Below are 25,049 nucleotides of genomic sequence, written 5' to 3' on the forward strand. Positions count from 1 at the left end.
GGTCGGGCCCGTAGCATCCGCTCGTTTGGCGCGCCTATCAGGGCTTGTCCAGGGGCGATGGTGACAATGGGCGGTAATGAGGGTCGACTAGACTCGACGCCGTTCGACGGATGCTTCCCCGCTCTCACGCGAGATTCGGGGAGGGATCTTCGGGAGGGTTGTCCGAGCGGCCGATGGACCTGGTCTTGAAAACCAGTGGGCAGAGATGTCCCGTGGGTTCGAATCCCACACCCTCCGCACCGTAATTCTCCCTTCCCCCGCACCCGGGGTGGGTAGGGAGCATCCGCCCGAGAGGACCCGAGTGAGCGAGATCGAGCCCGCGCCGCGCGGCCGCCGTACGGTGGCACGCCACGGGCGTCTGACCTCCCCGCATCCGTTCTCCCAGCTCATGAAGATGATCGCCGTGGCGATGGCGGTCGTGCTGGTCGCCGGAGCCGGTGTCGCCGCGTACCTCGTCTACGACCTCTCCTCGGGGTATGTCGAGGGTGCCGTCGACCTCGAGGGTCAATCGCCCGTGCCGCCCGACATCGGTGCGATCGAGGGGGGCGTGAACCTCTTCATCGCCGGGACCGACAAGTGCGAGCCCGAGTACGAGGCCATCTTCGGCGGACGGTGCACCGGTCCCGACGCGGAGAGCGAGCTCAACGACGTCAACATGCTCGTGCACATCTCGGACGAGCCGCGCCGGGTGACCGTCATCTCCTTCCCGCGCGACCTCGAGATCCCGATCCCCTCGTGCACGGACGAGGACGGCAACACCACCTCGGCGATGAGCAAGCAGCAGATCAACACGACCTTCTCCTACGGCGGGCTGTCGTGCACCGTCAAGACGATCTCGGAGCTCAGCGGGCAGAACATCCCCTTCGCAGCCACTCTCACGTGGGGTGGGGTGATCGAGATCACCAACGCGATCGGCGGCGTCGACGTCTGCGTCTCGGGCGGTATCCGCGATCGGTATACGGGCCTGGACCTCAGCCCCGGGATGCACACCATCCAGGGCGTCGAGGCGCTGCAGTTCCTGCGCACTCGTCACGGGGTCGGCGACGGTGGAGACCTCGGCCGGATCTCGAACCAGCAGCAGTACATGTCGCGTCTGGCACGCAAGTTGGTGAGCGACCAGGTGCTCTCCAACCCCGCCACGCTGTACAGCCTCGCCTCCACGGCGCTCGACAGCATCGACCCGTCGACCTCCCTGACGAACCCGCTCACGCTCGCGCAGATCGCGCTCGCCGTGAAGGACGTGCCGTTCGATGAGATCGTGTTCCTGCAGTACCCGACCAGCCCCGATCCGTCCAACCCCAACCGGGTGGTGCCGAACTACGACGCGGCCGATGAGCTGTGGGCGGCCCTCGAGACGAACCGGCCGCTCGAGCTCACCGGCGAGGTGAGCCAGGGAGACGGTGTCGTCGTGGTCGACCCGACGACTGCGCCGACGGATGCTGCGACCCCGCCGCCGACGGACGCCGCTACGCCCACGCCGTCCGAGACGGCGATCGCCCTGCCGGATTCGATCGCGGGACAGACGGCGGCCCAGGAGACCTGCTCCAACGGCAACCTCACCGGCTCGGGCTGACCCGGTCGCGCGTCGCGCGCCCGGCGGGGGCTTCCCCCGCACGGTCCTGGGGGTCTGCACGTATCCCGGCGCATTTCGGTGCGGGGGAGTGCCGGGCGCCTCGCTTCCCCCGCACGGAATTGAGCGCGGTGTCGCCCGCACCCGCGATTCGGTGCGGGTGAGCGAGATCGTCTGGTTTCAGACCACCCGTGCTCTGCCGTTAGGATGGACGCGCGCATCCGGTCGTTTCAACGCCGTTTGCCTGGAGACGTCGCATAGTTCGGCCTAGTGCACCACCCTGCTAAGGTGGAGTCCCCTCACGGGGACCGAGGGTTCAAATCCCTCCGTCTCCGCCACTTGGGGCTACTCAGATGCCCTTTTCGGCCCGGTTTGGCACCGATCGCCACTTCTGGACACCCTGGACCTCGTCTCAGTACGTGGCAAATTCGTGGCACGAAATGTCCTGGTCAGGCATACCTATCGTGCCGGTGTCGCCTAACGGTGGACCCGTTACAGATTGTTGACTCCACGCAGCCCGCCCGCGCCCTTGTGTTGCAGACTTCCGCCCGCGCCACGTTTTTGCCACGAGAGGACCGAGGGGTCGAATCCCTCGGCCTCCCCCTTTCCATGTCGAGCAGCACGGAGGGGCCTGCGGTCAAGCCCGACCCACAGGGGAGCCCTCCAGCCTTCGAGGGGATGTGCGCCTTGGATGCACCAGGCGTGGGGGCGTTGTGGCCTAAAGCGGCCGACAAGTGCAGCACCATCCACCAGGCGGCTGCTGCGGCAGTTCGACATGGTCGCCGATAGTTCTTTTACGTCTCCGTACCGTGTGAGACGTGGCTCGACGTTCGCTCGGCCCGCGATACTGGAGGGCCCTCGTCTCATCGTTCGAGTGCTTCAGTCGGCTACCGGTCGGCGCTCTCATGCCACCAGCTGAGCGAGGAACCGTTCGACGTGCAGACGGCGCGCCGCGTGTCGGCCGGCGTTTGTGTCCGCGGCAGGTATTCGGTATTTCGCAGCCCAATCGGACGTGGACTCATCCGCGTGCTGAGTCTCGACATGGTCGAGGACGGCGCGTGTTCTGTCGCGATCGTCGGCCGGACGTGACCCGGTTCGTGGCGGTTCGATGAGGGCGCCGATGTGGCGGAGGGAGAAGCCGGGCAGGATTGGTGAGGTGAGCGCTCCTTCAGCGAGCGCGAGGATGTCGCCGCGGACCGAGGCCTCGATTGAAATCTTTCTAGAGCGCGCAATGGTGTTGGCACGGAGGGTGGCGAGGGCCACGTGAAGACTCGCGCCGGGACCTTGCGCGAGGCGGCGGTACTCGTGGGTAACCCGCTCTGCGTTCGCGGGTGAGGGATCCGCGCCGGTAAGCAGGAGAGGATCGCGCACGATGACTTCCATCGCCGGAGGCACTTCCGGGTGCGTGGCCAAGCGAGCCCACAGAGTAGCCTCGGCGGCGGCGGCGGGCTGGCTCGGCACGATCCCGGGACCGGTGAACATTACGAGCTCCGACAGGCTCACGCGGGCCGAGATATTCTCGTCTTGGTCCAGTTCCAAGCGCAGCAGTCAAAGGCCTGCCGATTTCGGCGAGGTGGGTGCTTTCCTGCCTATGGGGCAAGAACGGAATCCACGAGCGCGGCGACGCTTGGATCGCTCAGATAGCCGTCGACGTTATGGAACTTGAAGGCGCCGATTCTGGGTTCAAGCTCCAGGTCGACGTCGAAGAATTGTGACAATGGTCGCACGATGGCGACCAAGTCTCCAGGGTCTGCCAGACTAACCCATCGTTTCACCTGTGGTGGCCTGGGTAGTTTGGTGCCAGGCAAAGGTGAGGGAGTGAGTTTCTCGAAGACAACCTGGGGCATTGCTAAGGGCGCGCCTAGTGTGAGCATTAGGTCGATCGTCGGCAGATCAGGATTCGCCATAAGTGTTTCCCAGGTGATCACGGCTCCGAGCGAGTGAGCGATGACGACGCGGGGGCTATTTCGTCCGACGGCGTCTCGCACGATCGATTGGACCCGCAGCCTCTGCTTGGTTCGTTCAGCGTCGAAGTACGTGGCAACTTCGCCGAAGAACATGGCTACGAATTGCCTGACCAAGGTCGGCTCCGCCTTTAGCAGTCGAGCAATGCGTTCGACGCCTTCGCGGATCGGCACGGTCAATTGCCCCTGCGAGACTGTTCGACCCTCATCCAAGCCCGGCACGATTTCCACGTTGCCCAGCCAACTCGCAACCATCTCCCGAACGCCGGGTGTTAGTTGCTCAGGGTCAGGGCCTCCCTGGGTCACTAGGCTTCGAAGGTCGGGCGAGTAGTACGCCACCTCGATTTCAGGGAGGTTGCGATTGTCCGAGCCGCGATAGCCCGACCGGAGGTATCTTGTCCAGGCCTCGCTTAGTCCTTCCGCGGTCTGTGCTCGGTGATAGTTCCACACCCCGTGAACCCCGACGATCGCCGTCATTCGCGACTCCATTCGTAAACGGCGACCTTTCCACCTGATCGCACTGCCAGCCGCCCGTCAAGCGGACCAGCTGATAGTTCTGTAACTGGGCCGATCACCGTGAGTGGCGCATCGAGAGCGCGAAGGGTGAGCAGATCCGACGTCCTCACACTCGCGTCGTCTCCTCCGCTGACCACTACCGCTGTTCCGTCGACGGTCGCGCACGTGATGCTGCTGATTGCTCCGTCGTGACCAGACGGTGATCGGGCGAGTTCAGTGCCGTGAGTCACGTCCCACGCCGTCAGCCCTCCTCGTGCGTCCCCGGCGACAGCAACGAGCCTGCCGCCCACACGAGCACAGCTTAGGGCGCGGATCTGGGCGGCGTGCCCGGACACTACGCTGAGCGGCGTTGAGGTTCCTCGCTTCCAGACTCTTACGTTGCCTCGATCGTCTCCTGTCACGGTGTGCGGGACGCCATCCATCACGCCTGTAGCGATCGCGCGGAAGGGGAACTCGCCTGGGGGGATCCGCCTGACCTGTTCGGTGTCTGAGCGCCATTCGAATGCGCTCCCGTCCACGGTGAGTGCGTAGACAATGAAATGGACGCCGTGTGGCACAGTTCTTAGGGTGCTAACCGCCTTGCCTCCCGTGGAGAAGGCGCTGATCTGCCGACCGGTGCGAAGGTCTGACACGCCCACGCTGCCATCAATGCGGCCTATGGCGGCGACATAACTTTCCTCCACTGCGGCGAGAGCTAGCGATACGACAGCTGAGCCGCGATCCACCGTCCCTCCTACGAGTTCGCGCGACATGACGTCCCAAACTCGCAGCAAACCTGACTCATGTCCCGTGACAACCCGAGCTGACTCCGTCGAAGGGAGGAGTGCGGTGGTGGTAATCCAGTCTTCCAACTTCGACTCTGCGTCCACAACTCTCACCTTGGTGCCGAGTATGGTCCAGGTTGGGTCCCATGAGCTTTGATTCGAAGCGTGGGCTTGCAAAGCGTGGGACAGTTCGTGATCGCCGTCCTCGATTGCGGCCAGCATCAGAAGATCTCGTCGCTGGTGCGGAGTAGTGCCGGCCAGGCGGACAAGACCGTAGGCGGGCGGGGGTGACCAAGCGCGCTCTGAGCGCGGGGCGACGAGCCGCTGGATCGCTGCAGGATCAACTAGTACGAGGACCTCAGGATCTTGGAGCAGTTCTCCCGCGCGCCCGGCGTCTCGCGCGTGCTCGAGCAGGTGCCGCTGGAGGTAGGGCGGTGCATCCGCCCACTGGAGTGCACCACCCAGTCGGCGAGAGTCCATGACAACGTCAAGCACTTTCGACAGATCCGTTTGGACGAGTCGTGCAACCAGGTGACGCGCAATCCCCTCATGGAACGGCCGGTAAAGAGACGTGCCGTCTGTATCTGGCGTCGCCCGGAGGTAAAAAATGATCCGGTCCCGGACGCGTGCAGCCTCCTCCGCTGTCCACAGATCGTCTCCGGCCAGCGTCGCTGCAATGCGGCCTGCCAAGCTGAGGGGGATGCCTTCCCCTTTGGCGAGCGAGAACGCTGTCAGAAGCAAGCGGCTACTCTCACCATCCTCGTTTTGGAGTTGTAATTCGAGCACATCGGGCAGTGATTGCGGGATTCCCTCTAGCGCCGCCGACAGCGCGTGCTCGTTGTCTGGAGCAACGTTGCGGGCGAGGTGATCGACGAACAAACCCGCAACGAGGAACTCGCCCCAACTTTCCGTGTCGTGAGAGAGGGCAAGTTTTCTTGACACTTGGTCAGCGGCAATCTCGGCGTAGCGCGAATGTTGCTGCCCCCATTGTGCGTCTGCAGTCAATGCATCTCGTACATATGCGAAGAGGTCTGACCGTAGAACTAGAGTTGATACGGCACTGAGGTCGATTACCTGGTCGATTCTCGCAAGCTCAATAATTGGCTCCGCCGCCGGCCAGTTCGGACCCGATCTCGTTCCGATCAGCAGTCGGCAAGTTGCGCTCGCATTTCGCCGGTCGCTAGCAAGGGGGATGAGGAGTTGGCGAACTATTTGTGAGGCTTCCGGCGATTCGTCGATGGCATCGACGACTATCGTCGCAGGACGCGGCGCCTCGCCGACCGCATCCACTAGAGCGGCCACCACGCTTCTTGCCCCTTTCTCAATATTGCGCTCCATGGCGCTGGATAGTCCAAGCTGCTCCGCGATCGTGTGAACGATCTCGAGAAGCCCCCTCCCTCTCGCATGGACGGCTGCCGCGCGTTTCAGGGGCGATGGCACGACCGGCAGATGTTGCCAAGCCCGTGCGGTGGGTTGGCGCAGCGGCTCGAGCATCGAGCAGACCAACACACCAAGAAGCGCGGACTTCCCCGACCCTGGATCGCCGGTGACTATACGGATGCGGTCGTTTGGAGAATCGTGGTCTAACCACTGCGAAAGATTGGAGAGCTGGTCGTCACGTCCCCGAAAGAGCCCCGGTGATGAGTCGGTGTGCTGGTGGGCTAGCGCTCGCGTGAGAAAGTGTCCGACGTCAACCCCGTCGACGAACGGGGCAACTGCTACCGGCGCAGCGTCGCGGGCAGCTTCGGCGGGCGATGGTGGGAGGTAATGGGGGTTCGGGAAAAATGGTGCGAACCGGTCAAGGTCCACGACCGTTGGATCGAGGGGAGTGCTCGTTGGGAATTGGGGGTAACCAGTGCCTTCGGCGAGTTCCGCGATCCGATCCCGAAGGGTTCGCGCGACAAGGTCCCACTTCAAGTGAGGAAGAGAGGGAAAGGCGTCGATGGCGTCCGGATCAGAGAGTAGCGAGGTCACCGCCTTGCTTAGACGAAACTCGTATGCACGGTCGTCCCACGCAGACGCTGCGAGCACGACTGCTCGTGGCTCTGTATTCCCTCTCTTGTCGTCCCACGGAACCGTCGTGCTCTTTCCGGCGAAGCACGTATCTAGCACGAAGAGCGTCGGCGGCGACTGCGAGAACTCCACCGCTTCGAGCCAGCGCTCAACGATGGCTCCTGGGTGCGCTGTACTATCACGCCCGATGATATGGAGCTTGTCGATAGAGGGGGAGACGCTGGCGTGACTGATGACGTGGACTATGCGTAAGTCGTCTGCCGCTCCTGAGTGGACGAGGCTTTCCACGTGCGCGCCCAGTTCTTCGGCAGTTGGTTCGCTGTGCAGACGGACGGCGTAGCCGATCCCCTTCAACTGCTCTGCAACCGCTGCTGCGACCTCGCCAGCGCCATCGAGATCTTGATAGCCAGTTGAGGGACCGGGCAGCTCCCCAGGGTTCAAGGGCGCGTCGAAAGAAGTGACGAACAGCACGAGTGCCGTAAGTCGATGCCCCATTGCCGCAGAATAGCGGACCGCCGGTCGCGCGGCGGTAATTAAGGCGGCGGTCATGGAAGTGCTGGTCCGGGCGCGGACTTCTCGAAGATGACTGCCGACGTAAGCAGGGACTTCAACGTTCCCGTGAGCGGGCGGTGTGTGCCCGCGTTCATCGCAGAATCCGGCAGGACGCGATAGGTCGCACCGGGCTCTAGATCCATCTGCAGTGCGCGAGGAATCCAGCTCGATTCGCGTGCAATCGCTTACGACGAGGTCCCGCGACGGCAAGTGCTACATGGGGACTCAGCGCGGCTGAAGCGCGAACTATGAGGCTACCTTGAAGAACTTGGCCGCTGGGTCCTGGGCGGACCGACGGACAGCAGAGAGCTCGCCAACCGGCTGGTGCTCCCGTGCCTTTGGTGCAAAACTATTCCCCCGAGGGAAGGGTTTTGCGCAGGATGGATATCACGACCGATGAGGCGGCCGAACGGCTGGGCGTGTCACGTCGCCGCGTGGTCGAGATGTTGAACTCGGGAGAGTTGTTGGGGCGGCATATTCACCGCACGTGGGCAGTTGATCTCGGCTCGGTGCAACATAAGGAACTCACGCGTGGGAATGGCGGCCGTCCGCTCAGTGTCGCATCGACGCGCACAATGATCGATGTGCTGTCCACGGGCAGCTGCGGGGATGCCCGGAAACTACGAAACACAGCTATGCATCGTCCGGTGTCGGTTTTCGCGTCCGCGCTGGCTCAGGCGGTAACTGTGGACCGGTACGAGACGCGACAGCCCCCGCTCGCCGCTGAACTCATGCATTTGACGGGCGAGAGCGCGTTCGATGAGATCGTCAGCGACCCCGGGGAACGACTTGCGGGGTTAAGCCGCACGGTTCACGGGTATCGACGCGTCGCCTCGATGGAGGAGTTGATCGACGAGGCGCGCTTGGTCCCAAATGCCGAGGGCAACGTGTACCTACATACTTTTCGTGATGATGTCTTTCCTTGGAAGCGTGCGCCGCGAGCGTTGATCGCGGTCGACGCTACGCGTTCGACAAACGCGCGGGTGCGAGGCGCCGGCCTCGAGGCTCTCGAGCAGATGAGGAATCGATGGCTGGGCGCCGGCATGTGATCTCCGTGCCCGGGAGTGTCCCACCCTGGCCGCTCGCATTTGAGATTGCGGAAGCCGCGCCCCCGGGCGGTTGGGTACTCGTGGGTGGGCTTATGGTTCATGCGCACGCGATCCGTGCGGGGGTTGAATCCAGCCGACCTACGCAGGATATTGACATGCTGTTGGACGTCACCGCTACGACGGTGAACGTGGTTGCGGGTGCGATCGTTGGGCTGGGGTTCCAGACCCTCGAACCCACATCGGGGAGCCCTATGCATAGATTCGTGCGCGGGCCGGACGTCGTGGATGTGATGGTGGCACGGAACGTGAATGGACCGACACGATGGCGGGCGAGACCGCTGCTGAGATCGCCCGGCGCGGCTCAAGCGCTGCGACGTCGCGACACCTACACCGTCATGGATGGCGACCGGAGCATCGATGTTGACGTGCCTGACGCTGTGGGCGCGATCGTGGCAAAAAGCGCTGCGTTCACAGTCGATCCGCGCAATCCCGCGCGGCATCTCGAGGATTTGGTCGTGCTCGCCGCGGCTGCGGGGCCCGTGCGTTCGCTCGATCTCGCCTCGCTGAGTCGAAAAGATCGTCGGCATCTCAGCCGTCCCGTCGCCTTGTTGACGAACGCTCGACATCCCGCGTGGGACGTGCTCGACGCCTATGACCGTGTACTCGGCCAACGCGTGTGGGCGGCGATCGAAGAACAGAGCCCGCCTGGCGGCTCCCGCAAGCGCTACGAATGACGCATGTGGGCTTCCGGCCCGGCGTTGCAACACTGAACTTCATGACGCTGGGTCCGCGGGCGCTCGGTGTCGAAAGGGCTATTGCGGGGAGCCAAGGTCGGGAGTGTTTCAGACGGTCGGAGAAATGTGCTCCGCAGCACAGCCACTCATGAGTATGTGCCACCTTCACGCCACGTTTATTGGGGCGTAGCAGGCGCCCCCAGAGGCACCCCGCGGGTCGGATGATACGGACAAACTCGCCTCGCGACGGTTCGATCCGACGGAGTGCTAGTTCAAATCCCTCCGTCTCCGCCAGAGTTCCCTGGTCAATCGGGGGAATTTTCTCGTTCGAGATCCCCGAGAGTGTCGCGCTGATCGACGCCACCGAAACGTGCCCAGAGCGCCGGGATCGCGGCCGCCCGGCCGGGAGCACGTATCGGCGACATCTCCCGCGCGATCGGAACCGTGCTTGACGAGGCGGGCTACCCGGTCAACCTCGAGTTCGGCGGCCACGGCATCGGATCGACGATCCACCAAGACCCGCACGTCGCGAACAGCGGACGCCCCGGCAGGGGCTACCGGTTGGAGCCCGGACCGCTGCTCGCTCTCGAGCCGTGGATGATGGCCGAGAACGCGACGCTGGTCACCGGCCCCGGCGGGTGGACGCCGCGCAGTGCCACCAGCAGCCGCACCGCGCACAGCGAGCACACCATCGCGATCACGGACGGTGAGGCCGAGATTCTGACCCTCCCTTCGCATCTTGGTGCGGCCAACGACCCTGTCAACGGATGAACCGAGAGGGGGGATACCAGTTCGGCGGCCGTTCGGGGTCCGGTTCTGTGAATCCTTCACCGGCGGATAGCCTCGAACGAGGAGCCGGGATGGCCGTCGCAGCGCGACCGAGTGGGCCGATCCCGCACGACGAGGAGAAGCGCACATGTCAGTTGGACTGCTCGCTGTCGTCGACGACATCTTGACCGCGGCGCTCAAGGCCAGCGCGAAGACCGCGGGTGTCGTCATCGACGACGCCGCCGTTACTCCTCAGTACGTGCAGGGCATCACGCCGGCGCGTGAGCTGCCGGTCGTCTGGAAGATCGCGCTCGGCAGTCTCGTCAACAAGTTCGTCATCATCATCCCGATCGCGCTGCTGCTCACGGCCTTCGCGCCCTTGGTGCTGCCGTTCCTGCTCATCCTCGGCGGCGGTTACCTGTGCTTCGAGGGCGCCGAGAAGGTGCTCGAGTGGTTCGGCGCGCACCACGAGGCGGCCGACGACGAACCGCGCGACGAGAAGAAACTCGTCTTCGGCGCGATCCGCACCGACCTGATCCTCAGCACCGAGATCATGCTCATCGCCCTGGCGAGCCTCGACTCCGACTTCGGGATCTGGATGACCCTCGGTGCACTCATCGTCATCGGCCTGGCCATGACGATCCTCGTCTACGGCGCTGTCGCTCTGCTCGTGAAGATCGACGACGTCGGGCTACGACTGATGAAGAGCGAATCCCGCAAGGTGCGCCGCGCGGGTGTGCGCGTCGTGGCCGCGATGCCAGCCGTTTTCCGGGTCATCAGCATCGTCGGCACGGTCGCGATGCTGTGGGTCGGTGGCCACCTCGTGATCGAGAACCTGCACGAGACCTTCTGGTCGGGCCCGTACGACGTCGTTCACGCGGTGACGCACGCGATCGAGGCGGCCGGCCCCGTCATCGTCTGGATCGTGGACACCGCGATGTCGGCGGTCTTCGGACTGGTGCTCGGACTGATCATCGTCGCGATCGTCATGGGGATCTCGCGCGTCCTGCCCCGCAAGCAAGCCGTCGCCGGCGCACCGGCGCCGTCGACTCACTGACCGTCGCTGCCGCGCCCGGTCGACCCAGCGAGAGCGTGGTCGGTGAGGCTGTCGAGCAGCCGTGACAGTCGGTCGAGGACGCCCGTCTGCGGCGCCAGATCGAAGCTCTCAGCCAGGCCGCGGGGGTCGTCGTAAAGCACTTCCGACCCGCCGGCCGGGAGGGCTCTCACGAGCACCCGAAGGGGCAGGTCCAGGCCTGTCCGCGCGTCGGCGAGCATCAGGGGAGTGCCGACCTCAGCGTTGCCGAAGATGACGACGGTCTCGAAGGGCAGGTCCATACCCACGGCGCGGGCACCGGCTGCGTGATCGATCACGGCGAACTCGTGGATACCGCGGGAGCGGATGCCTTCGCGCAGCCGCGCGAGAACGGGCCCGGCCGTGTCCGCTGATGTTTTGACGACCATGCTCCCGTGCGCGCCGTTCCCCGTGTCCATGGCTTCTACGGTGGCAGGTGCCCGACCCGGGTACCAGGGCCCTGTCATGCCCCTTTGTGCAGAGAAAACTTCAGATTTTCCCTCGGCCCGTCCGGAGCAGCGTGCGGCAGAAGTCGGGCGGGGAGCGCCGATCGAGCGACTGTCCGACGCGAATGCACCATCGATCCCGTAGGCAGCCGCTCCTCGGAGTCGCTCCCCGGGACCGCTCACAGGTCTTCGGACGACGAGGCTGACCGTGCTGTCAACTGCCGTCGGAAGTCCGTTCCGGAGGCGGCTGGTCGACCTTTGACGCCCTCTCGACGCCGATGATAGCGTCGCGACCACCAATATGTCGGGTCGAGCAACTTAATGCGCCCGCTGGTTCATGTCAGGCATTCAAGGGAGATTGCTATGAAGAAACCTGTGTCCACATGGGGGGCCGTGGTTGCGGTCGCCGGTGTTGCTGTCGGGCTCGGAGTCGCGCCGAACGCGGCGATCGGTGCGGAGGCGGACGAGGATTATCAGATCCTGGTCGTCGGCGAGACGCTCGGCTTCCGCCACTCGCACATCGATGACACCACCCTCGCGCTGATCAAACTCGGCGAGGAGAACGGCTTCACTGTCGATGTCTGGGACCCCCCGGTCGGACGCTCGCCCGGGCAGCCCGCCCTCTCGATGACCGAGAGCCCGTTCACCTCGACAGAAGACCTGTCGAAGTACGCCACGATCGTCTTCGCCTCCCCTGTGGATGGCACCAACAGTCAGAACCCGGCCAGCCCGCGCCTGCTCGACGATGCCGAGCTCGCGGCGTTCCAGGGGTACATCCGTGGCGGCGGCGGCTACCTGGGTCTGCACGCCGCGACCGACGCGATGCACGCGGTGCCGTGGTACAGCGAACTGACCGGTGGTGGCGCGCGGTTCCGCAGTCACCCCGCTCAGCAGCAGGCCACGATGCGGGTCGAGAACCCGGCACATCCCTCGACGACGATGCTCCCGGCCGAGTGGTCGCGCTACGACGAGTGGTACAACTTCACCACCAACCCGCGCGAAGACGTCCACGTCCTCATCACGCTCGATGAGACGACGTACAACCCGGGCAACGGCGCGATGGGTGCCGACCACCCGCTGGCCTGGTGCCAGAACTTCGAGGGCGGGCGCTCCTGGTACGAAGGAGCCGGCCACGTCGACTCCGCCTGGACCGACCCCATCTTCCTCGAGCACATCCTCGGTGGCCTGGAGTGGACCGCCGGCCTCGTGTCCGGCGGCGGCGACTGCGTCACCTTCCCCGAGGTCGGCGGCGTCCTCGCGGCAGCCACCGGCGACGAGTCGGTCAAGGCCGAAGTGCAGGGTCACCTCGCAGCGGCCAAGACGGCATCGGATGCCGACAAGAATGCCGACGCGATCACCGCACTGATCCTTGCCCAGCGGGCAGCCGGTTCCCTCGAGAACGAGGCGCTCGACGCGAAGATCGACGACCTCCTCGAGTGGCAGCGCGGCCTGACGGCCGACGGTCCGAGCGATGCCGACGGTGTGCCCATCGACGTCACCATCGTCGACGCGCCCGGTGCTCTCACCTTGACCGTCGCCGACGTGAACGACGCGGTGCGCTTGAACCAGGAAGAAGGCTTCGCCGACCGCTGGCGCTTCACGGCCGGTCTTCCCACGGTGAAGGTGTCCGATTCCCGTAATGCCACCCAGGCGGGAAACAGCGGTTGGGCAGCGTCCGGCCAGTCCTCCGCGTTCACCTCCGACGATGACACGTTGGGCGCCGAGAACTTCGGTTGGGCGCCGAAGGTCGTCACACCCCGCGACGGCGTCATTGCCGGACCCCAGGTCAACACCGCGATCGACGGCGGCACCGGTCTGGCTACGGCGTCGCTGCTCGCCTCGGCGACACCCGAGGGGCGCCGCGGCGTGACCGACGTCAACGCGTGGCTGTTCCTCGACGCGCCGCTCGGAACCCCGGAGGGCGACTACTCGGCACGGCTGACACTGTCGCTGTTCCCGACCGACTGATCGGTCGATGCGGGGGTGGAGCCGGCCGACGGCTCCACCCCCGCACTTTCTCGTTCCGGGTCGGTGCTGTCGCCGGCCCTACAGACAGGAGAACCAGGATGCTGCGCACCCGCCCCGTCATCGCCGTCGCCGTCGCGCTCGCCGCTGTATTCGGTGGTGCGACGGCCGCGACGGCCCTGGAAGCTCCGTCGGCCGCTCCGGACGCTGACGCCGGGACGACCTGGGCGATAGCGCCGTCTTCCGCCGAGGGGCCCGATGGTCGGGTGTCGTTTCGACACACGATCGACCCGGCAGCATCCGTCGACGAGTTCGTCGCGGTGACGAACTTCGGCACCGCCCCCGCACCGTTCGCGGTCTATGCCAGTGACGGGGTCGTCACCGAGGCGGGGAACTTCGATCTGCTCCCCTCCGAGGCGGAGCCGGTCGACAGCGGCACCTGGGTGAGCATCGGCGCCGTTGCGGGATCCACCCCCCGCGACGGCGGGGGCATCGTCATCGAGGTTCCCGCCGCCTCGACGACCGTCGTGCCGATCCGCGTCGACGTCCCGACGGAAGCGACGCCCGGTGATCACCCCGCCGGTGTCGTCGCCGAGCTGGTCGCCGCCGACGACAGCTCCGTGGAGGTCACCTCGCGTGTCGGTGTGCGCCTGCACCTCCGGGTCGCGGGCGACGTCGTCGCCTCGGTCGTGCCCGGCTCCGTCGAGGCGTCCTACTCCCCGTCGTGGAATCCGTTCGCCCCCGGCACCCTGACGATCGACTACGTGGTGTCCAACAGCGGAAACGTGCGCCTCGGCTCGACGGTCACCACCCAGGCGGCCGGTCTGCTGGGCGTCGGCGGCGAGAGCGTATCCGGCGAGGTGCGGGAGATCCTGCCCCGCCAACAGGCGGCATCCTCCGTCGCCGTCGACGTGTGGCCCCTGTTCTTCACCTGGGGGGACGTGACCGCCGTACCCGTGATCGTCGGCGAGGACGCGGTGGAAGCCGAGCTCGTGACGGTGACGACTCCGTTCACCGCGTGGACGATCCCCTGGTCCCAGCTCGTGCTGCTCGCCCTCCTCGCCGTCGCCGTCGTGGTCGCTCTGCGCGCACGCAGGAAGGCCGAGGCGCGCGTGCAGTCCCGCATCGACGCCGCCGTGGCGGCAGCATCCGCTCAGAACCCGGTTCCCGATCAGGCTGCCGTTCCCATGACACGACGGTGAGAGGCGGGCTGAGCCGCCGGCCTACTTCGCGGGCGAGCTGCTCTCGTCTTCGGCGGAGACGCGCTCGCTGTGCTTACGTCCGGCGCGGGCGATGAGGTAGAGCACCGAGCCGATCGCGACGTAGATGGCCGCGCTGATCCAGACCTCGAGCGACTGCTGCGTGAGCAGCACGATGCTCGCGATCATGGCGAGCACCGGAACGATGCGCGGCACCGAGAAGTGGGGGTGATCCACCTTGTCCTTCTTCAGCACCAGCACGCTGACGTTCGCCGCGAGGAACACGAGCAGCAACAGCAGCACGGTGGTCTCGGCGAGGGTGGCGACGTCTCCCAGGAAGCTGAGGCCGATGGTGGCGGCGCCCACGACGATGATCGACACCCACGGGGTGCGGCGCTTGGGCAGCACCCGGGCGAAGGCGCTGGGCAGCAGGTTGGCCGTCGCGAGGCCGTAGCCGACGCGGCTGGCCATGACCATGAAGAGCAGGGCGCCGTTGGCGATGGCGACGAGCGCGATCAGTCCGAAGAGCCACGGCGGGATGCCGATGCCACTGGCGGCTACGACGTCGAGCAACGGGCCGGTCGAGGTGGCGAGGTCGGCGGGGGGCACCACGATGACGGCGCCGAGGGCGATCAGCAGGTAGACGGTCGCCGCGGTGAAGATCGCCCCGAAGAGCGCACGCGGGTAGGCCTTCGACGGGTTCTTGACCTCTTCGGCCATGTTGGCCGCGGCCTCGAACCCCAGGAAGGAGAAGAACGCGATGACCGATGCGGCGAAAGCGCCCTGCAGCGGGGGCACGTCGGGCGCGAACTCGAAGATGCGCTGCGGCTCACCCTGCCCGCTGAAGAACACGATCGCCGCCACCACGATGACGATCACGAGCCCGGTGACCTCGATGACGGATGCCACCAGGTTCGCCCCGAGCGACTCCTTCACCCCGCGCAGGTTGATGAGCGTGAGCAGGATGATGAAGACGATCGCGGTGGGGATGGGCGGCACGTCGATCAGCGCGCCGAGATAATCACCGGCGAACGCGTTCGCCAGGGCCGCGGCTGTCGTGATGCCGGACGCCATCATCAGGAAGCCGACGAGGAACGACAGATACGGGATGCTGAAGGCCCGGTCGACATACCGTGCCGCACCACCCGCGTGGGGGTATTTCGTGATGAGTTCGGCGTAGGTTCCGGCCGTCAGCAGGGCGACGACCAGGGCGAGCAGCAGCGGTAGCCAGATCACCCCGCCGACGTCGGCGGCCATCGAGCCGACGAGCGTGTAGATACCGGCGCCGAGAGTGTCGCCGACGATGAACGCGAACAACAGGGGCGTGGTGATCCCTCGCTTGAGGCCGCCCTCGGTCGGGGGAGAGGTCGCTGCGGTGTCCTGTGTCATCCGCCAACTTCACACGCTGGCCGTGCTGCCTGTCACCCCGGTGAGATTGTGAGGTCGTTGCTCTACACTTTTCTGCCGCTCGGGTCGGATTGCTGGGAATTCCCTCTTCCGTGCATCCATCGACGCCCTCGCGGCGGAAGAACTTACGGAAGAGGTCTGCCACAGCCGAAAGGTCGCGTGCCATGTTCCGTAAGCCTGTCCGCACGGAAGTCTTCGAGTACGACGCTCCGGGCGGCGCGGATGCCCTTCACCTGCGCTCCCACGACCTACCGGGTCCGGGGGAGGGGGAGGTCACGGTCGAGGTCGTGACGTCGGCGATCAGCCATGTGGACGAGTTCATCCGCAGCGGCGCGGAAGCGTCGTGGGAGGAGAGCTGGCCGAGGCGCTCGGGCAGCGAGTTCGCCGGTATCGTCGTGGCCCGCGGCGAGGGCGTGACGACTTTCCCGCGTGGTGCGGAGGTGGTCGGCCACGTGAGCAGTGGTGCTCATGCGACCTACGTGACCGTGTCCGTAGACGCCCTCGTGATCAAACCCCGCGAGGTGACGTGGGAGGTCGCAGGCGGCCTCTACCTGGCGGGCGCCACCGCGCTGGCAACCCTCGATGACCTCCGCATCGGCGCGGGCGACACCGTGGTGATCTCGGCGGCGGCCGGTGGTGTCGGCAGCATCGAGGCGCAGGTGGCCAAGCACCTCGGCGCCCGGGTCATCGGCACCTGCGGCGAGCGCAACTTCGACTATCTCCGCCAGCTCGGCATCATTCCCGTGCGCTACGGCGAGGGAATGGCCGACCGCATCCGCAAAGCTGCCGCCGGCCGGGAACTGACCGCGATGATCGACAACTTCGGCAAGGACGGCAGCGGCCTGCACGCCGAGCTGAAGATACCGCCGGCTCGATACCGCTCCAGTGCCGACCGTCGCGAGCTCGAGCTGACCCTGCTCGACGGCAGCCCCGACGCCGTCGCGAAGGGCACCGAGCTGTTGCGTCGTGTCGTCGAGCTCGCTCGCCGGCGGGCCTTCACCCCGCTGATCTCCGGCTTCTACCCCCTCGCCGACATCGCCGAGGCCTACGCCGATCTGGGACGGCTGCACTCGCGGGGCAAGGTCATCCTCGCGACACACCCGGTCACGACGTATCGCACCCTCAAGGCGCGCGACGTCTGGGAAGCCAGCTGAGTCCTCGGGTCCTGGCCGGTCGACCCTCGCAGGGCTCGGCCCCGTCTTCCTCCTCTGTCAGGCGACCGAGCTCAACTCGGTGAGAGCGCGAAGCCGGTAGCGCGTCTGCCGTTCCACGAGTACCGGAATGTAGTCGCGGATCCGCGCCCCGCTGAACGCCTCGAGCTCCTCCGCCATGATGTCCACGATGGCGGCCTCATCGACGGACGGATGTTGCTCGGCGAGACGGTCGATCACGTAGACCAGAGCTTCGTACTCATCGCGTGGCCTGAATCGAGACATCACATCATCATGCGCGATAGGGAGGGGACAGCCGAGCGGGTTGACCGGCCGCGGTTTGCCGATTACGCCGAGACCTTCACCCCTTCCGGGTGGAGGCGCGCTGAGATTCCCCGGCGACCCCCTGTGCACTCAGGATCAGATCTCGCACGTCGGTCGCGGCCACCGAGGTGACCGCATCGTCGATCAGCGAGGCATCCGAGACCAGAAGCAGGGGGGTGTCGGCGGCGGATTCCGGCAGTCGGCCGTGCGTACCCCGCACACAGGTCGGGTCGAGCGGCACCGTGCTCATCGCGTAGCGCAGACCCAGCTTCTTCTTCACGAGGTTGAGGCCCGCCTTCGCCTTCGCCAGGCGGTCGTCCGGGTTGAAGAACAGCTCAGCGGGGTCGTATCCCGGCTTGCGGTGGATGTCGACGCCCCGCGCGTACTCCGGGGCGCGATCGTCGTCGAGCCAGAAGTAGTAGGTGAACCACGCGCCGGGTTCGGCGACCACGACGAGCTCGCCGGACCGCTCGTGGTCGAGGCCGTAGGCGGCTTGGGCGTTGCGGTCGAGCACCTCGTCGACCCCCGGGAGGGAACGCAGCAGGCTCGCGACCCGCGGGATGTCCGCTTCGTCGCCGATGTAGACGTGAGCGACCTGGTGGTCGGCGACCGCGAACGCGCGGGACGTCCACGGATCGAGCTGCTCGGTGCCGGCCTGCACGTAGACCTCGAGCAGTCCCTCGCGCCGCAGCGCCCGGTTGATGTCGACGGGTCGGTCAGCGTCCGCGATCCCATATTCGGCGAGGGCCATCACGGTGTACCCGCGGGCCTCGGCGTCGTCGAGCAGCGGGGCGAGCGACGCGTCCAGTTCCGCCGCCGCGCGATCGGCCTCGGGGGAGTTCGGACCGAAACGCTGCAGGTCGTAGTCGAGGTGGGGGAGGTAGGAGGTGACCAGTTCGGGCGCGGCCGTTCCCCACCGCTCGGTGAGGACGCCGCGGGTGGCGTCGATGAGCCACTGGGAGGAGACGATGGATGCTGTCGGCCCCCAGTACTGGAAGAGGGGGAAGTCGCCGAGATCCCGCACGAGCTGATCGTGGAGCGCGGCGGGGCGGACGTAGGCGTCAGGACTCTTGCGGCCGTCGGCGTGATAGACCGGCCGCGGGGTCACGGTGATGTCGGTGGTCGCCCCCATCGCGTACCACCAGCCCAGGTTGGCCGCCCGGTAGGACGGATCGTGCCGTCGCGCGGTCTCCCAGACCTTCTCCCCGGCGACGAGCGTGTTGTGCTGACGCCAGAGCAGCGGATCTCCGAGGCCGCGGAAGTACCAGCCGTTGCCCACGATGCCGTGATCGCGCGGCATCGTGCCGGTGAGGATCGTCGACTGCACGCTGCAGGTCACCGCCGGCAGGATCGTGTCGAGTTGCACGGTGCGGCCGCGATCTCCGAGCGAGCGGAGGCGGGGCATGGCCGCGAGGGCGCGGGGGGTCAGGCCCACGATGTCGAGCAGCAGCACGTTCTTCACGAGGCCACCGCCGTCGCGGCGTCTGTGGAGATCGCGTGGCCCAGATGCTCGCTCGCCCACCGCAGTTCTGCCGCGATGCCATCGACGAGCGTCTCGGGCTGCAGATGGTCGGGCAGCACCGACCACGTGTAGGTCTCGACGTCGAGGTGAGCGTCGTTGCCGCCCGGCGCACGCAGCACGGCGTCGACAGCGGCGAGCAGCACCTCGGTCGTCGCGCGTAACGGCGGCGCCGGTGTCGCGTGCAGCGGGATGTGCACGTGCACCCGCCACGCTCGGTCGCTCGGCCACGCCGAGCGAGGGTCCAGCACCTCGTCGAGGTCGTCGGCGGCGTAGTCGACACCCTCGCCGGTCGGCCGGGCGCGCACCTGGTGCACGTAGCGTGCCTCGGCGAACGGAGCGAGCGCTGCGAGGGCTCCGGGGGCCGCGGGGTCGCCGAGTTCGAGGGCCACGGATGCCTGCACCTTGACGATGCGCACTCCCGCCGCGGTCGCCTCGGCCACCGCGGCGGCGGGGTCGGCGAAGGAGACGGCGAGGTGGCAGGTGTCGAGACAGAGACCCAGCAGTTCGTCCTCGAGGAGGCGGGGTCGCGCGCTGAGCCACGCGACGATGTCGGCGACGTTGTCGAGGATGCAGCCCGGCTCGGGCTCGATCCCCACCCGCACCGTGCGGCCGGTGCGGTCGCGAACGTCCCGAAGGTGGGTGAGGAGAGCGGCGAGGTTCGCTTCCGCGTCGGCGTCGGCGTCAGCATCCCACCCCTCCCGCCACCCGAGGGGGAGGGTCGAGATGCTGCCGGAGGCGCCGGGGGGGAGCATCGCGGCGAGCACCGTGGCGCAGTCGCGCGTGAACCGCAGACGCTCGGGCGTGGTCCAGTCGGGGCGATAGACCGCGAGCTTCACGACGTCGTCGTGGAAGCCGCGGTACGGGAAGGCGTTGATCGTGCGCAGCACCAGGCCGTTGCGCTCCAGCGCTTCCGAGAGGCGGCCGCGGGACACGGCGTCTTCGGCGAGCAGGGCTGCGGTGTCGGCCGGAAGCCAGAGGCCCACCCCGAGGGAGGCGAGTCCCGCGGCGATCCGCACGGGACCGGCGTGCACGTCGAGCTGCTCGATGATGCCGTCGAGGTCTTCGGCGGGGTGCACGTTGGTGCAGTAGGAGAGCTCCATCGCGTCACGCCCCCTGTCGCGTCGCCATGCCGCGTAGGACGGAGTTGCCCTCGAACGTCTCGGCGCCCTGGTGGGCCGGCTCGAATCCGGGCACCGGTTCGAGCATCAGCCGGCCGCTCTGCCCGTAGAACTCGATCGGGTTCTGCCAGAGCACGCGGTCGACGTCGTCTTCGCTGAATCCGGCATCGAGCATCGCCAGCCCCGTCTTCGCGGTCTTCAGCGGGTCGGAGCGGCCCCAGTCGGCCGCCGAGTTCACCAGCATCCGGTCGATGCCGAGTCGCTGCATGATCGCGACGACGCGCTGCTCGTCCATCTTCGTGTCGGGGTAGATCGAGAAGCCCATCCAGGCGCCGCTGTCGGCCACCATGTCGACGCAGGTCTCGTTGAGGTGATCGACCAGCAGGTGCTCGATGGGGAGGTTCGACTCCAGGGCGACATCGAGGGTGCGCCGGGTTCCGGTGACCTTGTCGCGGTGAGGGGTGTGAACGAGTGCGGGCAGACCGTACTCGACCGCGAGGGCGAGGTGCTGCGAGAGGATGTCGTCCTCCTCGGGGGTCATCGAGTCGTAGCCCGTCTCGCCGACGGCCACCACGCCGTCCTTCATCAGGTAGCGCGGAAGCTCGGCCATCACTTCCCGGCAGCGGGGGTCGTTGGCCTCCTTGGGGTTGAGGGCGATCGTGCAGTGATGACGGATGCCGAACTGTGCGGCCCGAAACCGTTCCCAGCCGATGAGCGCGTCGAAATAGTCGGTGAAGGAGCCGACCGTGGTGCGCGGCTGACCGAGCCAGAATGCGGGCTCGACGAGAGCGCGCACACCCGCGTCGTACATGGCCTCGTAGTCGTCGGTCGTGCGGGAGGTCATGTGGATGTGGGGATCGAAGATGCGCATCGGTTCACCTTTCTGGGGGCGGTGAGGTGGGGACGGCGCCATCACGGCGCGGTGAGGAGATCGAGATCGGCGGGGATGCTGCGACCGGCCGCTCGCCGTTCGGCGGCGAAGCGCGCCGCCATGTCGGAGAGCTCGGCGTCGCGGCGGTGCCGCAGCTCGCTCACGACCGAGAGGGGCACCCCCATGAACACCAGCTTGAGCACACCGTGCCGCCAGGCGTGGTCGTCGAGGTGGGCCGCGGCGAACTCGCCCATCGCGGCGGCCACGAGCCGCGGATCGTTCGTGCGGAGCGCATCGGCGACGACCTCGCGACCCAGGTTCTGCCACGCCTCGTCGGTGCCGTCGCCGTGAGCGATAAGCGCGTTCAGCCCGCGGAGCACGCCACGGCGTTCGGCATCGTCGCCCCCGCGGTAGAGGGCGCCCACGGTCTCGGGCGCGCCGGGGAAGCTTGCCGCGATCGCCTCGACCAGGGCGGCGCGGGCGAGATCGTCGACGGTACCGGCGTGGCCGTGCACGTCGGCGGGGTCGATGCTCTCTCGACCCACCGCGCGGCCGGCCTCGGCGAACAGCCGGGGCAGCCGAGAAGCGTCGGCGCGTACCGTCTCGACCGCCGTCGCGGTCCACGGGTGCGCCAGACGTCGTTCGGCGACGATGACCGCGGCCATGCTGGCCCGTGCGAGCCGCGGGGCGTCGTAGGAATGGCGGGGCAGTTCGACCGCCGCGACACCGCGGTAGTCGATCTCGGCGAGGGCGGCGATCGCGGCCGGCAGGTCGAGCAGTCCCGTGCCGAGTTCGAGGTGCTCGTGCACGCCCGGCATCATGTCGTCGACCTGCACGTTGAAGAGCAGGGGTCCCGCTTCGCGGAGGGCCCCGACCACACCCGCGGGTTCGACCGCGACGCAGTGACCCAGATCGACGGTGATTCCCACGTTCGCCGGGTGTCCCAGCTCGGAGCGGAGGCGCAGCGCGTCCGAGACGGTCTCCACGAGCATTCCCGGCTCGGGCTCGATCGCGAGGCGCACCCCGTGGTGGTCGGCGAACGTGACGATCTCGCTCAGCCGCGACACGAGGAGGCGCCAGCCCTCCGCGGGCGTGACGTCGGCGGGAAGCACTCCGCTCCACAATGACACGCATTCGGCCTGCAGGATCGCGGAGATCTCGACGGCACGGCGGAGGAACCGCATCCGCTCCTCCGCTTCGACGTCGACGAGCGTCGGGCGGTGTTTGTGCCACGGGTCGAGCAGGTAGCGCGCCCCGGTCTCGACGACCACGCGCAGCCCGCGCTCTCGCAGGTCGTCGGCGAGAGCGTCGGCATCGGCGCGCCAGTCGTCGGCGAAGGGATCGAGATGGGGGTGGCCCAGGGTGAGGGCGACCGCGCCGTAGCCCAGGCCCTGCATGACGTCGAGCGCGTCGGTGAGCGTGTGGTCGGCGAAGCCGTTGGTGCCGTAACCGAGGGTCCAGCGGCGGGCGGTCACGTGACGTCTCCTCGGGTGCGCGCGGCGGCGAGCAGGCGGCCGGCCAGCTGGACGCCCAGCAACGCGGCGGTGGTGAACACCGCACCCGTGCGTGCGACGAGCGCGATCTGCAGCGGGATCATCGCGTGGATGCTGTGACGGGCGGCGGAGCGGGCGTGTGCGGCGTCGGGTTCGCGGGCAGCGTCGATCTGTGAAGGGAGGGTCGCTGCCAGGTAGCCGGCACCGCCGACGAGCGCGGCGGAGGTGTGGGCACCCGCGCCGACGACTCCGGCAGCGGCCGCTCCGACGCTCACCGCCGCTGCCGTTGCCGCTGCGGCGCGCGTGGTGCCGTGCACCTCGCCGGCCGCGACGACGGTGAGGGCACCGGTGTGGGCGGCGATGGCGAGCGCCGGGGTGAGGGCGCGCTGCCAACCGGGGCCGGCGGCCCCCATCAGCACGTCGAGGCCCCGGCAGGCCGCCATCACGACCGGTCCGAGCCGGGTGGGTTTGGCCACGAGGTCGTAGGTCCACACGGAGGCCGCGAGAGCCACCGACACCCAGCCCGAAGCTCTTCCCGCGCTGAAGGCGAGCGAGATCCCCGCCACGGTGAGGACACCACCGGTGCGGAGGGCGGTCTTGCGCGAGACGCGTCCGGAAGGGATCGGGCGCTCGGGGCGCTCGAGCGCGTCGAGGTCGGCATCGGCGTAATCGTTGAGCGCCATGCCCGCGGCATACAAGCAGGCGGAGGCGAGGGCGAGGGGGACGGCGGCGCCTCCCGCGGCACCCCGGGCGTTGACGGCGCCGACAGCGGTGTCGCCGAGCACGGTCAGTGCGGCGGGAGCGCGGACGAGGTCGAGAAGGTCGGGCAGACGCACGGTCATCCCGCGCTGACCTCTTCAGCCAGGCGGACGAGCACCCCGGTGCGCTGGGCCCACGAGATGTAGGCCGCGGTCTGGTCGGCGAACGCGTGCACGGTGCTTCCCCACGGGTCCTTGAAGAAGCATCCGAGCTCCGCCACCGCTCCCGACTGCCCGGCTGCGGAAGCCAGAGCCAGCACCCGCACCAGATCGAGGATGAGAGGTGCGGCCAACGTCGAGTCGTAGGCGCTCCACGTCGTCTGCAGCGTCACGCGGCTGCCGAGGAATCCGACCGCGTTGATGTGGTCCCACGCGGTCTTGACGTCGCCGAGGTCGGGCACGTTGTCGATGTGCAAAGGCGCCACGACATCATCGCCGACCAGGGAGTGCAGGCCCCGGTTCTTGGAGACCAGCTTCGAACGCACAGCCTCGGGGTCGGCCAGGGTGGCGCCGTCTCCGCCGCCGAGCAGGTTGGTGCCCGCCCACGACAGCACCTTGAGGTTGCGAGCGGTGAACATCGGCGCCAGCACCGTTCGCAAAAGCGTCTCGCCGGTCTTGCCGTCCTGTCCGGCGAAAGGGATGCCGGCGGCCCGAGCGCGGTCGCGCAGCACAGGCAGGTTCAGCCCCGCGGAGGGCGTGAAGCCGGCATAGGCTGCACCGGCCGCGACCGCGGCGGCCGCAGCGATCGAGCTGGGCGGCAGGAGACGCAGGTCGGGATCGCTCAAGGCGCGGCGCAGCTCTTCCTCGCTGTGGAACGCCGGGTGATCGCTCGGGAGCGGCTCGGTCGAGGAGACGTCGACCACGACCACGGTGCGGAGGTCATGCCGATCGCGGAAGGCGGCGATGTCGGCGGCCATCGCGTCGATGTGCTCCTGCTGCGTGGCTCCGCTCGTGTCGACCACCCGCAGGTTGCCGTCGCTCCTGTCGAGGTCGGAACGCACCGCCTCCACGAGCGCAGGGGGGAACATCCCGCCCGCGGCGAGTCCGGCCGCCTTGACCGCCAGCGGGAGGTCGTACAGATCGTGCCCACCGACGACGATGCGGCCGAGGTCGACGAGCGGGACGTCGTCGAAGGCGGGCGTGGCCGTCGTGAGCCCGATCGGGGGCGTGGCCCCGCGCACGAGGGCGAAGAGCCCGACGGCGGCCGTCGTGGCCAGGGAGCCGCGGGCGCCGATGAACCAGGCACCGACCCGGGCTTCGCCGGTGGAGAACTCGGGAGAGGGGACACTCGCGGTCATCATCGTCCTTGTCGTGTGTGCGCTTCGCTGCGCGGGCGTCTCGCGGGGGCTGAGGCGCTCTCCGACCCTAGGCGGACCTAATGCGCGCGGTCAAGCAAAAGATGCTGCAGCGCTGAGTGAAAGTATGCCGACGGTGGTGATTGGAGGGAGACTGGATACATGCACGAGGATGCGCACGACGAAACCCTGACGGCGATGGATCGCGACCTCGAAGGCGCCATCCGCTCCCTCCTCGCGCAGCGTGCGGCAACTTCCACCATCTGCCCCTCGGACGCCGCGCGCGCTGTCGGGGGTGAGCGGTGGCGCGACCACATGGACGCGGCACGAGCTGCTGCGGATCGGCTGGTGTCGGCGGGCGAGGTCGACATCACCCAGGGCGGGAAAGTGGTCGATCGGGCCACCGTCCGCGGGCCGATCCGCATCCGCACCCGGCCCGCTTCGGGCGCCTGACGCCCACTTCATCCCCACCGGCCGACCGCGACACAGGTGCCCGCG

The 25,049-nt window shown here is 67.4% G+C and carries 20 protein-coding genes, 2 tRNA genes and 1 pseudogene; 11 read left to right on the forward strand and 12 right to left on the reverse strand.

Annotated elements, in window-relative coordinates; all coding sequences use genetic code 11:
- The first annotated feature begins 152 nt into the window (after window positions 1-152).
- The 3 genes from ACFXP5_RS11835 to ACFXP5_RS11845 all read left to right on the forward strand — a co-directional run bounded on the left by ACFXP5_RS11835 (window position 153) and on the right by ACFXP5_RS11845 (window position 1,908).
- Window positions 153-237: transfer RNA gene (locus tag ACFXP5_RS11835), tRNA-Ser, on the forward strand.
- A gap of 64 nt (window positions 238-301) precedes the next feature.
- Window positions 302-1,573, forward strand: coding sequence for an LCP family protein (locus tag ACFXP5_RS11840; RefSeq protein ID WP_394544752.1), 1,272 nt, complete (start codon window positions 302-304; stop codon window positions 1,571-1,573).
- 243 nt (window positions 1,574-1,816) lie between these two features.
- Window positions 1,817-1,908: transfer RNA gene (locus ACFXP5_RS11845), tRNA-Ser, on the forward strand.
- Window positions 1,909-2,473: 565 nt separating this feature from the next.
- Here ACFXP5_RS11845 and ACFXP5_RS11850 read toward each other — a convergent pair.
- From ACFXP5_RS11850 to ACFXP5_RS11860, 3 genes are read right to left on the reverse strand one after another with little or no spacing between them, the layout of a single operon-like run.
- Window positions 2,474-3,109, reverse strand: coding sequence for a hypothetical protein (locus ACFXP5_RS11850; protein WP_394544753.1), 636 nt, complete (start codon window positions 3,107-3,109; stop codon window positions 2,474-2,476).
- Window positions 3,110-3,159: 50 nt separating this feature from the next.
- Window positions 3,160-4,011 carry a hypothetical protein gene (locus ACFXP5_RS11855; RefSeq protein WP_394544754.1) on the reverse strand — a complete coding sequence of 284 codons (852 nt, stop codon included), beginning with the start codon at window positions 4,009-4,011 and terminating at the stop codon, window positions 3,160-3,162.
- Window positions 4,008-7,298 carry an AAA family ATPase gene (locus ACFXP5_RS11860; protein ID WP_394544755.1) on the reverse strand — a complete coding sequence of 1,097 codons (3,291 nt, stop codon included), beginning with the start codon at window positions 7,296-7,298 and terminating at the stop codon, window positions 4,008-4,010. Before ACFXP5_RS11860 ends, ACFXP5_RS11855 begins: the two co-directional genes overlap by 4 nt.
- A gap of 461 nt (window positions 7,299-7,759) precedes the next feature.
- On the opposite strand from ACFXP5_RS11860, the gene ACFXP5_RS11865 reads away from it, so the two are divergent.
- From ACFXP5_RS11865 to ACFXP5_RS11880, 4 genes and pseudogenes are all read left to right on the forward strand, one after another.
- Window positions 7,760-8,428 carry a helix-turn-helix domain-containing protein gene (locus ACFXP5_RS11865; protein WP_394544756.1) on the forward strand — a complete coding sequence of 223 codons (669 nt, stop codon included), beginning with the start codon at window positions 7,760-7,762 and terminating at the stop codon, window positions 8,426-8,428.
- A 155-nt stretch (window positions 8,429-8,583) separates the two neighbouring features.
- Complete coding sequence (locus ACFXP5_RS11870; protein WP_394544757.1) at window positions 8,584-9,162, forward strand: hypothetical protein; 579 nt, start codon at window positions 8,584-8,586, stop codon at window positions 9,160-9,162.
- Window positions 9,163-9,500: 338 nt separating this feature from the next.
- Window positions 9,501-9,933 (forward strand): annotated as a pseudogene (locus tag ACFXP5_RS11875) (M24 family metallopeptidase); the annotation flags it as partial.
- A 145-nt stretch (window positions 9,934-10,078) separates the two neighbouring features.
- Window positions 10,079-10,987, forward strand: a complete 909-nt coding sequence (locus ACFXP5_RS11880; protein ID WP_394544758.1) for a DUF808 domain-containing protein — start codon at window positions 10,079-10,081, stop codon at window positions 10,985-10,987.
- On the opposite strand, the gene ACFXP5_RS11885 is transcribed toward ACFXP5_RS11880, so the two are convergent.
- Window positions 10,981-11,421: a DUF302 domain-containing protein gene (locus ACFXP5_RS11885; protein ID WP_394544759.1), complete on the reverse strand. Its 441-nt coding sequence runs from the start codon at window positions 11,419-11,421 to the stop codon at window positions 10,981-10,983. The genes ACFXP5_RS11880 and ACFXP5_RS11885 overlap by 7 nt on opposite strands.
- A 390-nt stretch (window positions 11,422-11,811) precedes the next feature.
- Here ACFXP5_RS11885 and ACFXP5_RS11890 point away from each other — a divergent pair, with 390 nt between their 5' ends.
- Both ACFXP5_RS11890 and ACFXP5_RS11895 read left to right on the forward strand, forming a co-directional pair.
- Window positions 11,812-13,416, forward strand: coding sequence for a ThuA domain-containing protein (locus tag ACFXP5_RS11890; RefSeq protein ID WP_394544760.1), 1,605 nt, complete (start codon window positions 11,812-11,814; stop codon window positions 13,414-13,416).
- A 98-nt stretch (window positions 13,417-13,514) separates the two neighbouring features.
- Window positions 13,515-14,615, forward strand: coding sequence for a hypothetical protein (locus tag ACFXP5_RS11895; protein ID WP_394544761.1), 1,101 nt, complete (start codon window positions 13,515-13,517; stop codon window positions 14,613-14,615).
- A gap of 21 nt (window positions 14,616-14,636) precedes the next feature.
- On the opposite strand, the gene ACFXP5_RS11900 is transcribed toward ACFXP5_RS11895, so the two are convergent.
- Complete coding sequence (locus ACFXP5_RS11900) at window positions 14,637-16,001, reverse strand: APC family permease (protein ID WP_394544762.1); 1,365 nt, start codon at window positions 15,999-16,001, stop codon at window positions 14,637-14,639.
- Between the two features lie 182 nt (window positions 16,002-16,183).
- Between ACFXP5_RS11900 and ACFXP5_RS11905 the strand changes: the two genes are divergently transcribed.
- Window positions 16,184-17,173 carry an NADP-dependent oxidoreductase gene (locus tag ACFXP5_RS11905; protein WP_394544763.1) on the forward strand — a complete coding sequence of 330 codons (990 nt, stop codon included), beginning with the start codon at window positions 16,184-16,186 and terminating at the stop codon, window positions 17,171-17,173.
- Window positions 17,174-17,230: 57 nt separating this feature from the next.
- Here ACFXP5_RS11905 and ACFXP5_RS11910 read toward each other — a convergent pair whose 3' ends face one another.
- The 7 genes from ACFXP5_RS11910 to ACFXP5_RS11940 form a co-directional block, all read right to left on the reverse strand.
- Window positions 17,231-17,455 (reverse strand): three-helix bundle dimerization domain-containing protein, encoded by a 225-nt coding sequence (locus tag ACFXP5_RS11910; protein ID WP_394528401.1) that lies wholly within the window; start codon window positions 17,453-17,455, stop codon window positions 17,231-17,233.
- A 76-nt stretch (window positions 17,456-17,531) separates the two neighbouring features.
- Window positions 17,532-18,956, reverse strand: a complete 1,425-nt coding sequence (locus ACFXP5_RS11915) for an alkaline phosphatase family protein (protein ID WP_394544764.1) — start codon at window positions 18,954-18,956, stop codon at window positions 17,532-17,534.
- Complete coding sequence (eboE, locus tag ACFXP5_RS11920; protein WP_394544765.1) at window positions 18,953-20,116, reverse strand: metabolite traffic protein EboE; 1,164 nt, start codon at window positions 20,114-20,116, stop codon at window positions 18,953-18,955. The genes ACFXP5_RS11915 and eboE overlap by 4 nt, the downstream gene beginning before the upstream one ends.
- 4 nt (window positions 20,117-20,120) lie before the next feature.
- Entirely contained in the window at window positions 20,121-21,005 is an 885-nt protein-coding gene (locus ACFXP5_RS11925; RefSeq protein WP_394544766.1) for a TatD family hydrolase, read from the reverse strand.
- 41 nt (window positions 21,006-21,046) lie between these two features.
- Entirely contained in the window at window positions 21,047-22,480 is a 1,434-nt protein-coding gene (locus tag ACFXP5_RS11930) for an EboA domain-containing protein (protein ID WP_394544767.1), read from the reverse strand.
- On the reverse strand, window positions 22,477-23,340 hold the full coding sequence (locus ACFXP5_RS11935; RefSeq protein ID WP_394544768.1) for an SCO3242 family prenyltransferase: 864 nt from the start codon (window positions 23,338-23,340) through the stop codon (window positions 22,477-22,479). The genes ACFXP5_RS11930 and ACFXP5_RS11935 overlap by 4 nt, the downstream gene beginning before the upstream one ends.
- Window positions 23,337-24,554, reverse strand: a complete 1,218-nt coding sequence (locus ACFXP5_RS11940) for an inositol-3-phosphate synthase (protein ID WP_394544769.1) — start codon at window positions 24,552-24,554, stop codon at window positions 23,337-23,339. Before ACFXP5_RS11940 ends, ACFXP5_RS11935 begins: the two co-directional genes overlap by 4 nt.
- Before the next feature lie 159 nt (window positions 24,555-24,713).
- On the opposite strand from ACFXP5_RS11940, the gene ACFXP5_RS11945 reads away from it, so the two are divergent.
- The gene (locus tag ACFXP5_RS11945; protein WP_394528394.1) at window positions 24,714-25,004 is read left to right on the forward strand and encodes a DUF3253 domain-containing protein; all 291 of its coding nucleotides are present in this window, start codon (window positions 24,714-24,716) and stop codon (window positions 25,002-25,004) included.
- Window positions 25,005-25,049 lie beyond the last annotated feature (45 nt).

Origin of the sequence: Microbacterium hanjuni, from assembly GCF_043556395.1 — a bacterium.
Classification (GTDB): Bacteria; Actinomycetota; Actinomycetes; order Actinomycetales; family Microbacteriaceae; genus Microbacterium.

Excerpts from the sequence above, each read along its gene's own strand:
- ACFXP5_RS11910 (WP_394528401.1), bottom strand. The coding sequence starts at position 17,455 with ATGTCTCGATTCAGGCCACGCGATGAGTACGAAGCTCTGGTCTACGTG.
- ACFXP5_RS11895 (WP_394544761.1), top strand. The coding sequence starts at position 13,515 with ATGCTGCGCACCCGCCCCGTCATCGCCGTCGCCGTCGCGCTCGCCGCT.
- ACFXP5_RS11925 (WP_394544766.1), bottom strand. The coding sequence starts at position 21,005 with ATGCGCATCTTCGATCCCCACATCCACATGACCTCCCGCACGACCGAC.
- eboE (WP_394544765.1), bottom strand. The coding sequence starts at position 20,116 with ATGGAGCTCTCCTACTGCACCAACGTGCACCCCGCCGAAGACCTCGAC.
- ACFXP5_RS11880 (WP_394544758.1), top strand. The coding sequence starts at position 10,079 with ATGTCAGTTGGACTGCTCGCTGTCGTCGACGACATCTTGACCGCGGCG.
- ACFXP5_RS11885 (WP_394544759.1), bottom strand. The coding sequence starts at position 11,421 with ATGGACACGGGGAACGGCGCGCACGGGAGCATGGTCGTCAAAACATCA.
- ACFXP5_RS11870 (WP_394544757.1), top strand. The coding sequence starts at position 8,584 with ATGCTGTTGGACGTCACCGCTACGACGGTGAACGTGGTTGCGGGTGCG.
- ACFXP5_RS11865 (WP_394544756.1), top strand. The coding sequence starts at position 7,760 with ATGGATATCACGACCGATGAGGCGGCCGAACGGCTGGGCGTGTCACGT.
- ACFXP5_RS11935 (WP_394544768.1), bottom strand. The coding sequence starts at position 23,340 with ATGACCGTGCGTCTGCCCGACCTTCTCGACCTCGTCCGCGCTCCCGCC.
- ACFXP5_RS11890 (WP_394544760.1), top strand. The coding sequence starts at position 11,812 with ATGAAGAAACCTGTGTCCACATGGGGGGCCGTGGTTGCGGTCGCCGGT.
- ACFXP5_RS11945 (WP_394528394.1), top strand. The coding sequence starts at position 24,714 with ATGCACGAGGATGCGCACGACGAAACCCTGACGGCGATGGATCGCGAC.
- ACFXP5_RS11905 (WP_394544763.1), top strand. The coding sequence starts at position 16,184 with ATGTTCCGTAAGCCTGTCCGCACGGAAGTCTTCGAGTACGACGCTCCG.
- ACFXP5_RS11900 (WP_394544762.1), bottom strand. The coding sequence starts at position 16,001 with ATGACACAGGACACCGCAGCGACCTCTCCCCCGACCGAGGGCGGCCTC.
- ACFXP5_RS11855 (WP_394544754.1), bottom strand. The coding sequence starts at position 4,011 with ATGACGGCGATCGTCGGGGTTCACGGGGTGTGGAACTATCACCGAGCA.
- ACFXP5_RS11940 (WP_394544769.1), bottom strand. The coding sequence starts at position 24,554 with ATGACCGCGAGTGTCCCCTCTCCCGAGTTCTCCACCGGCGAAGCCCGG.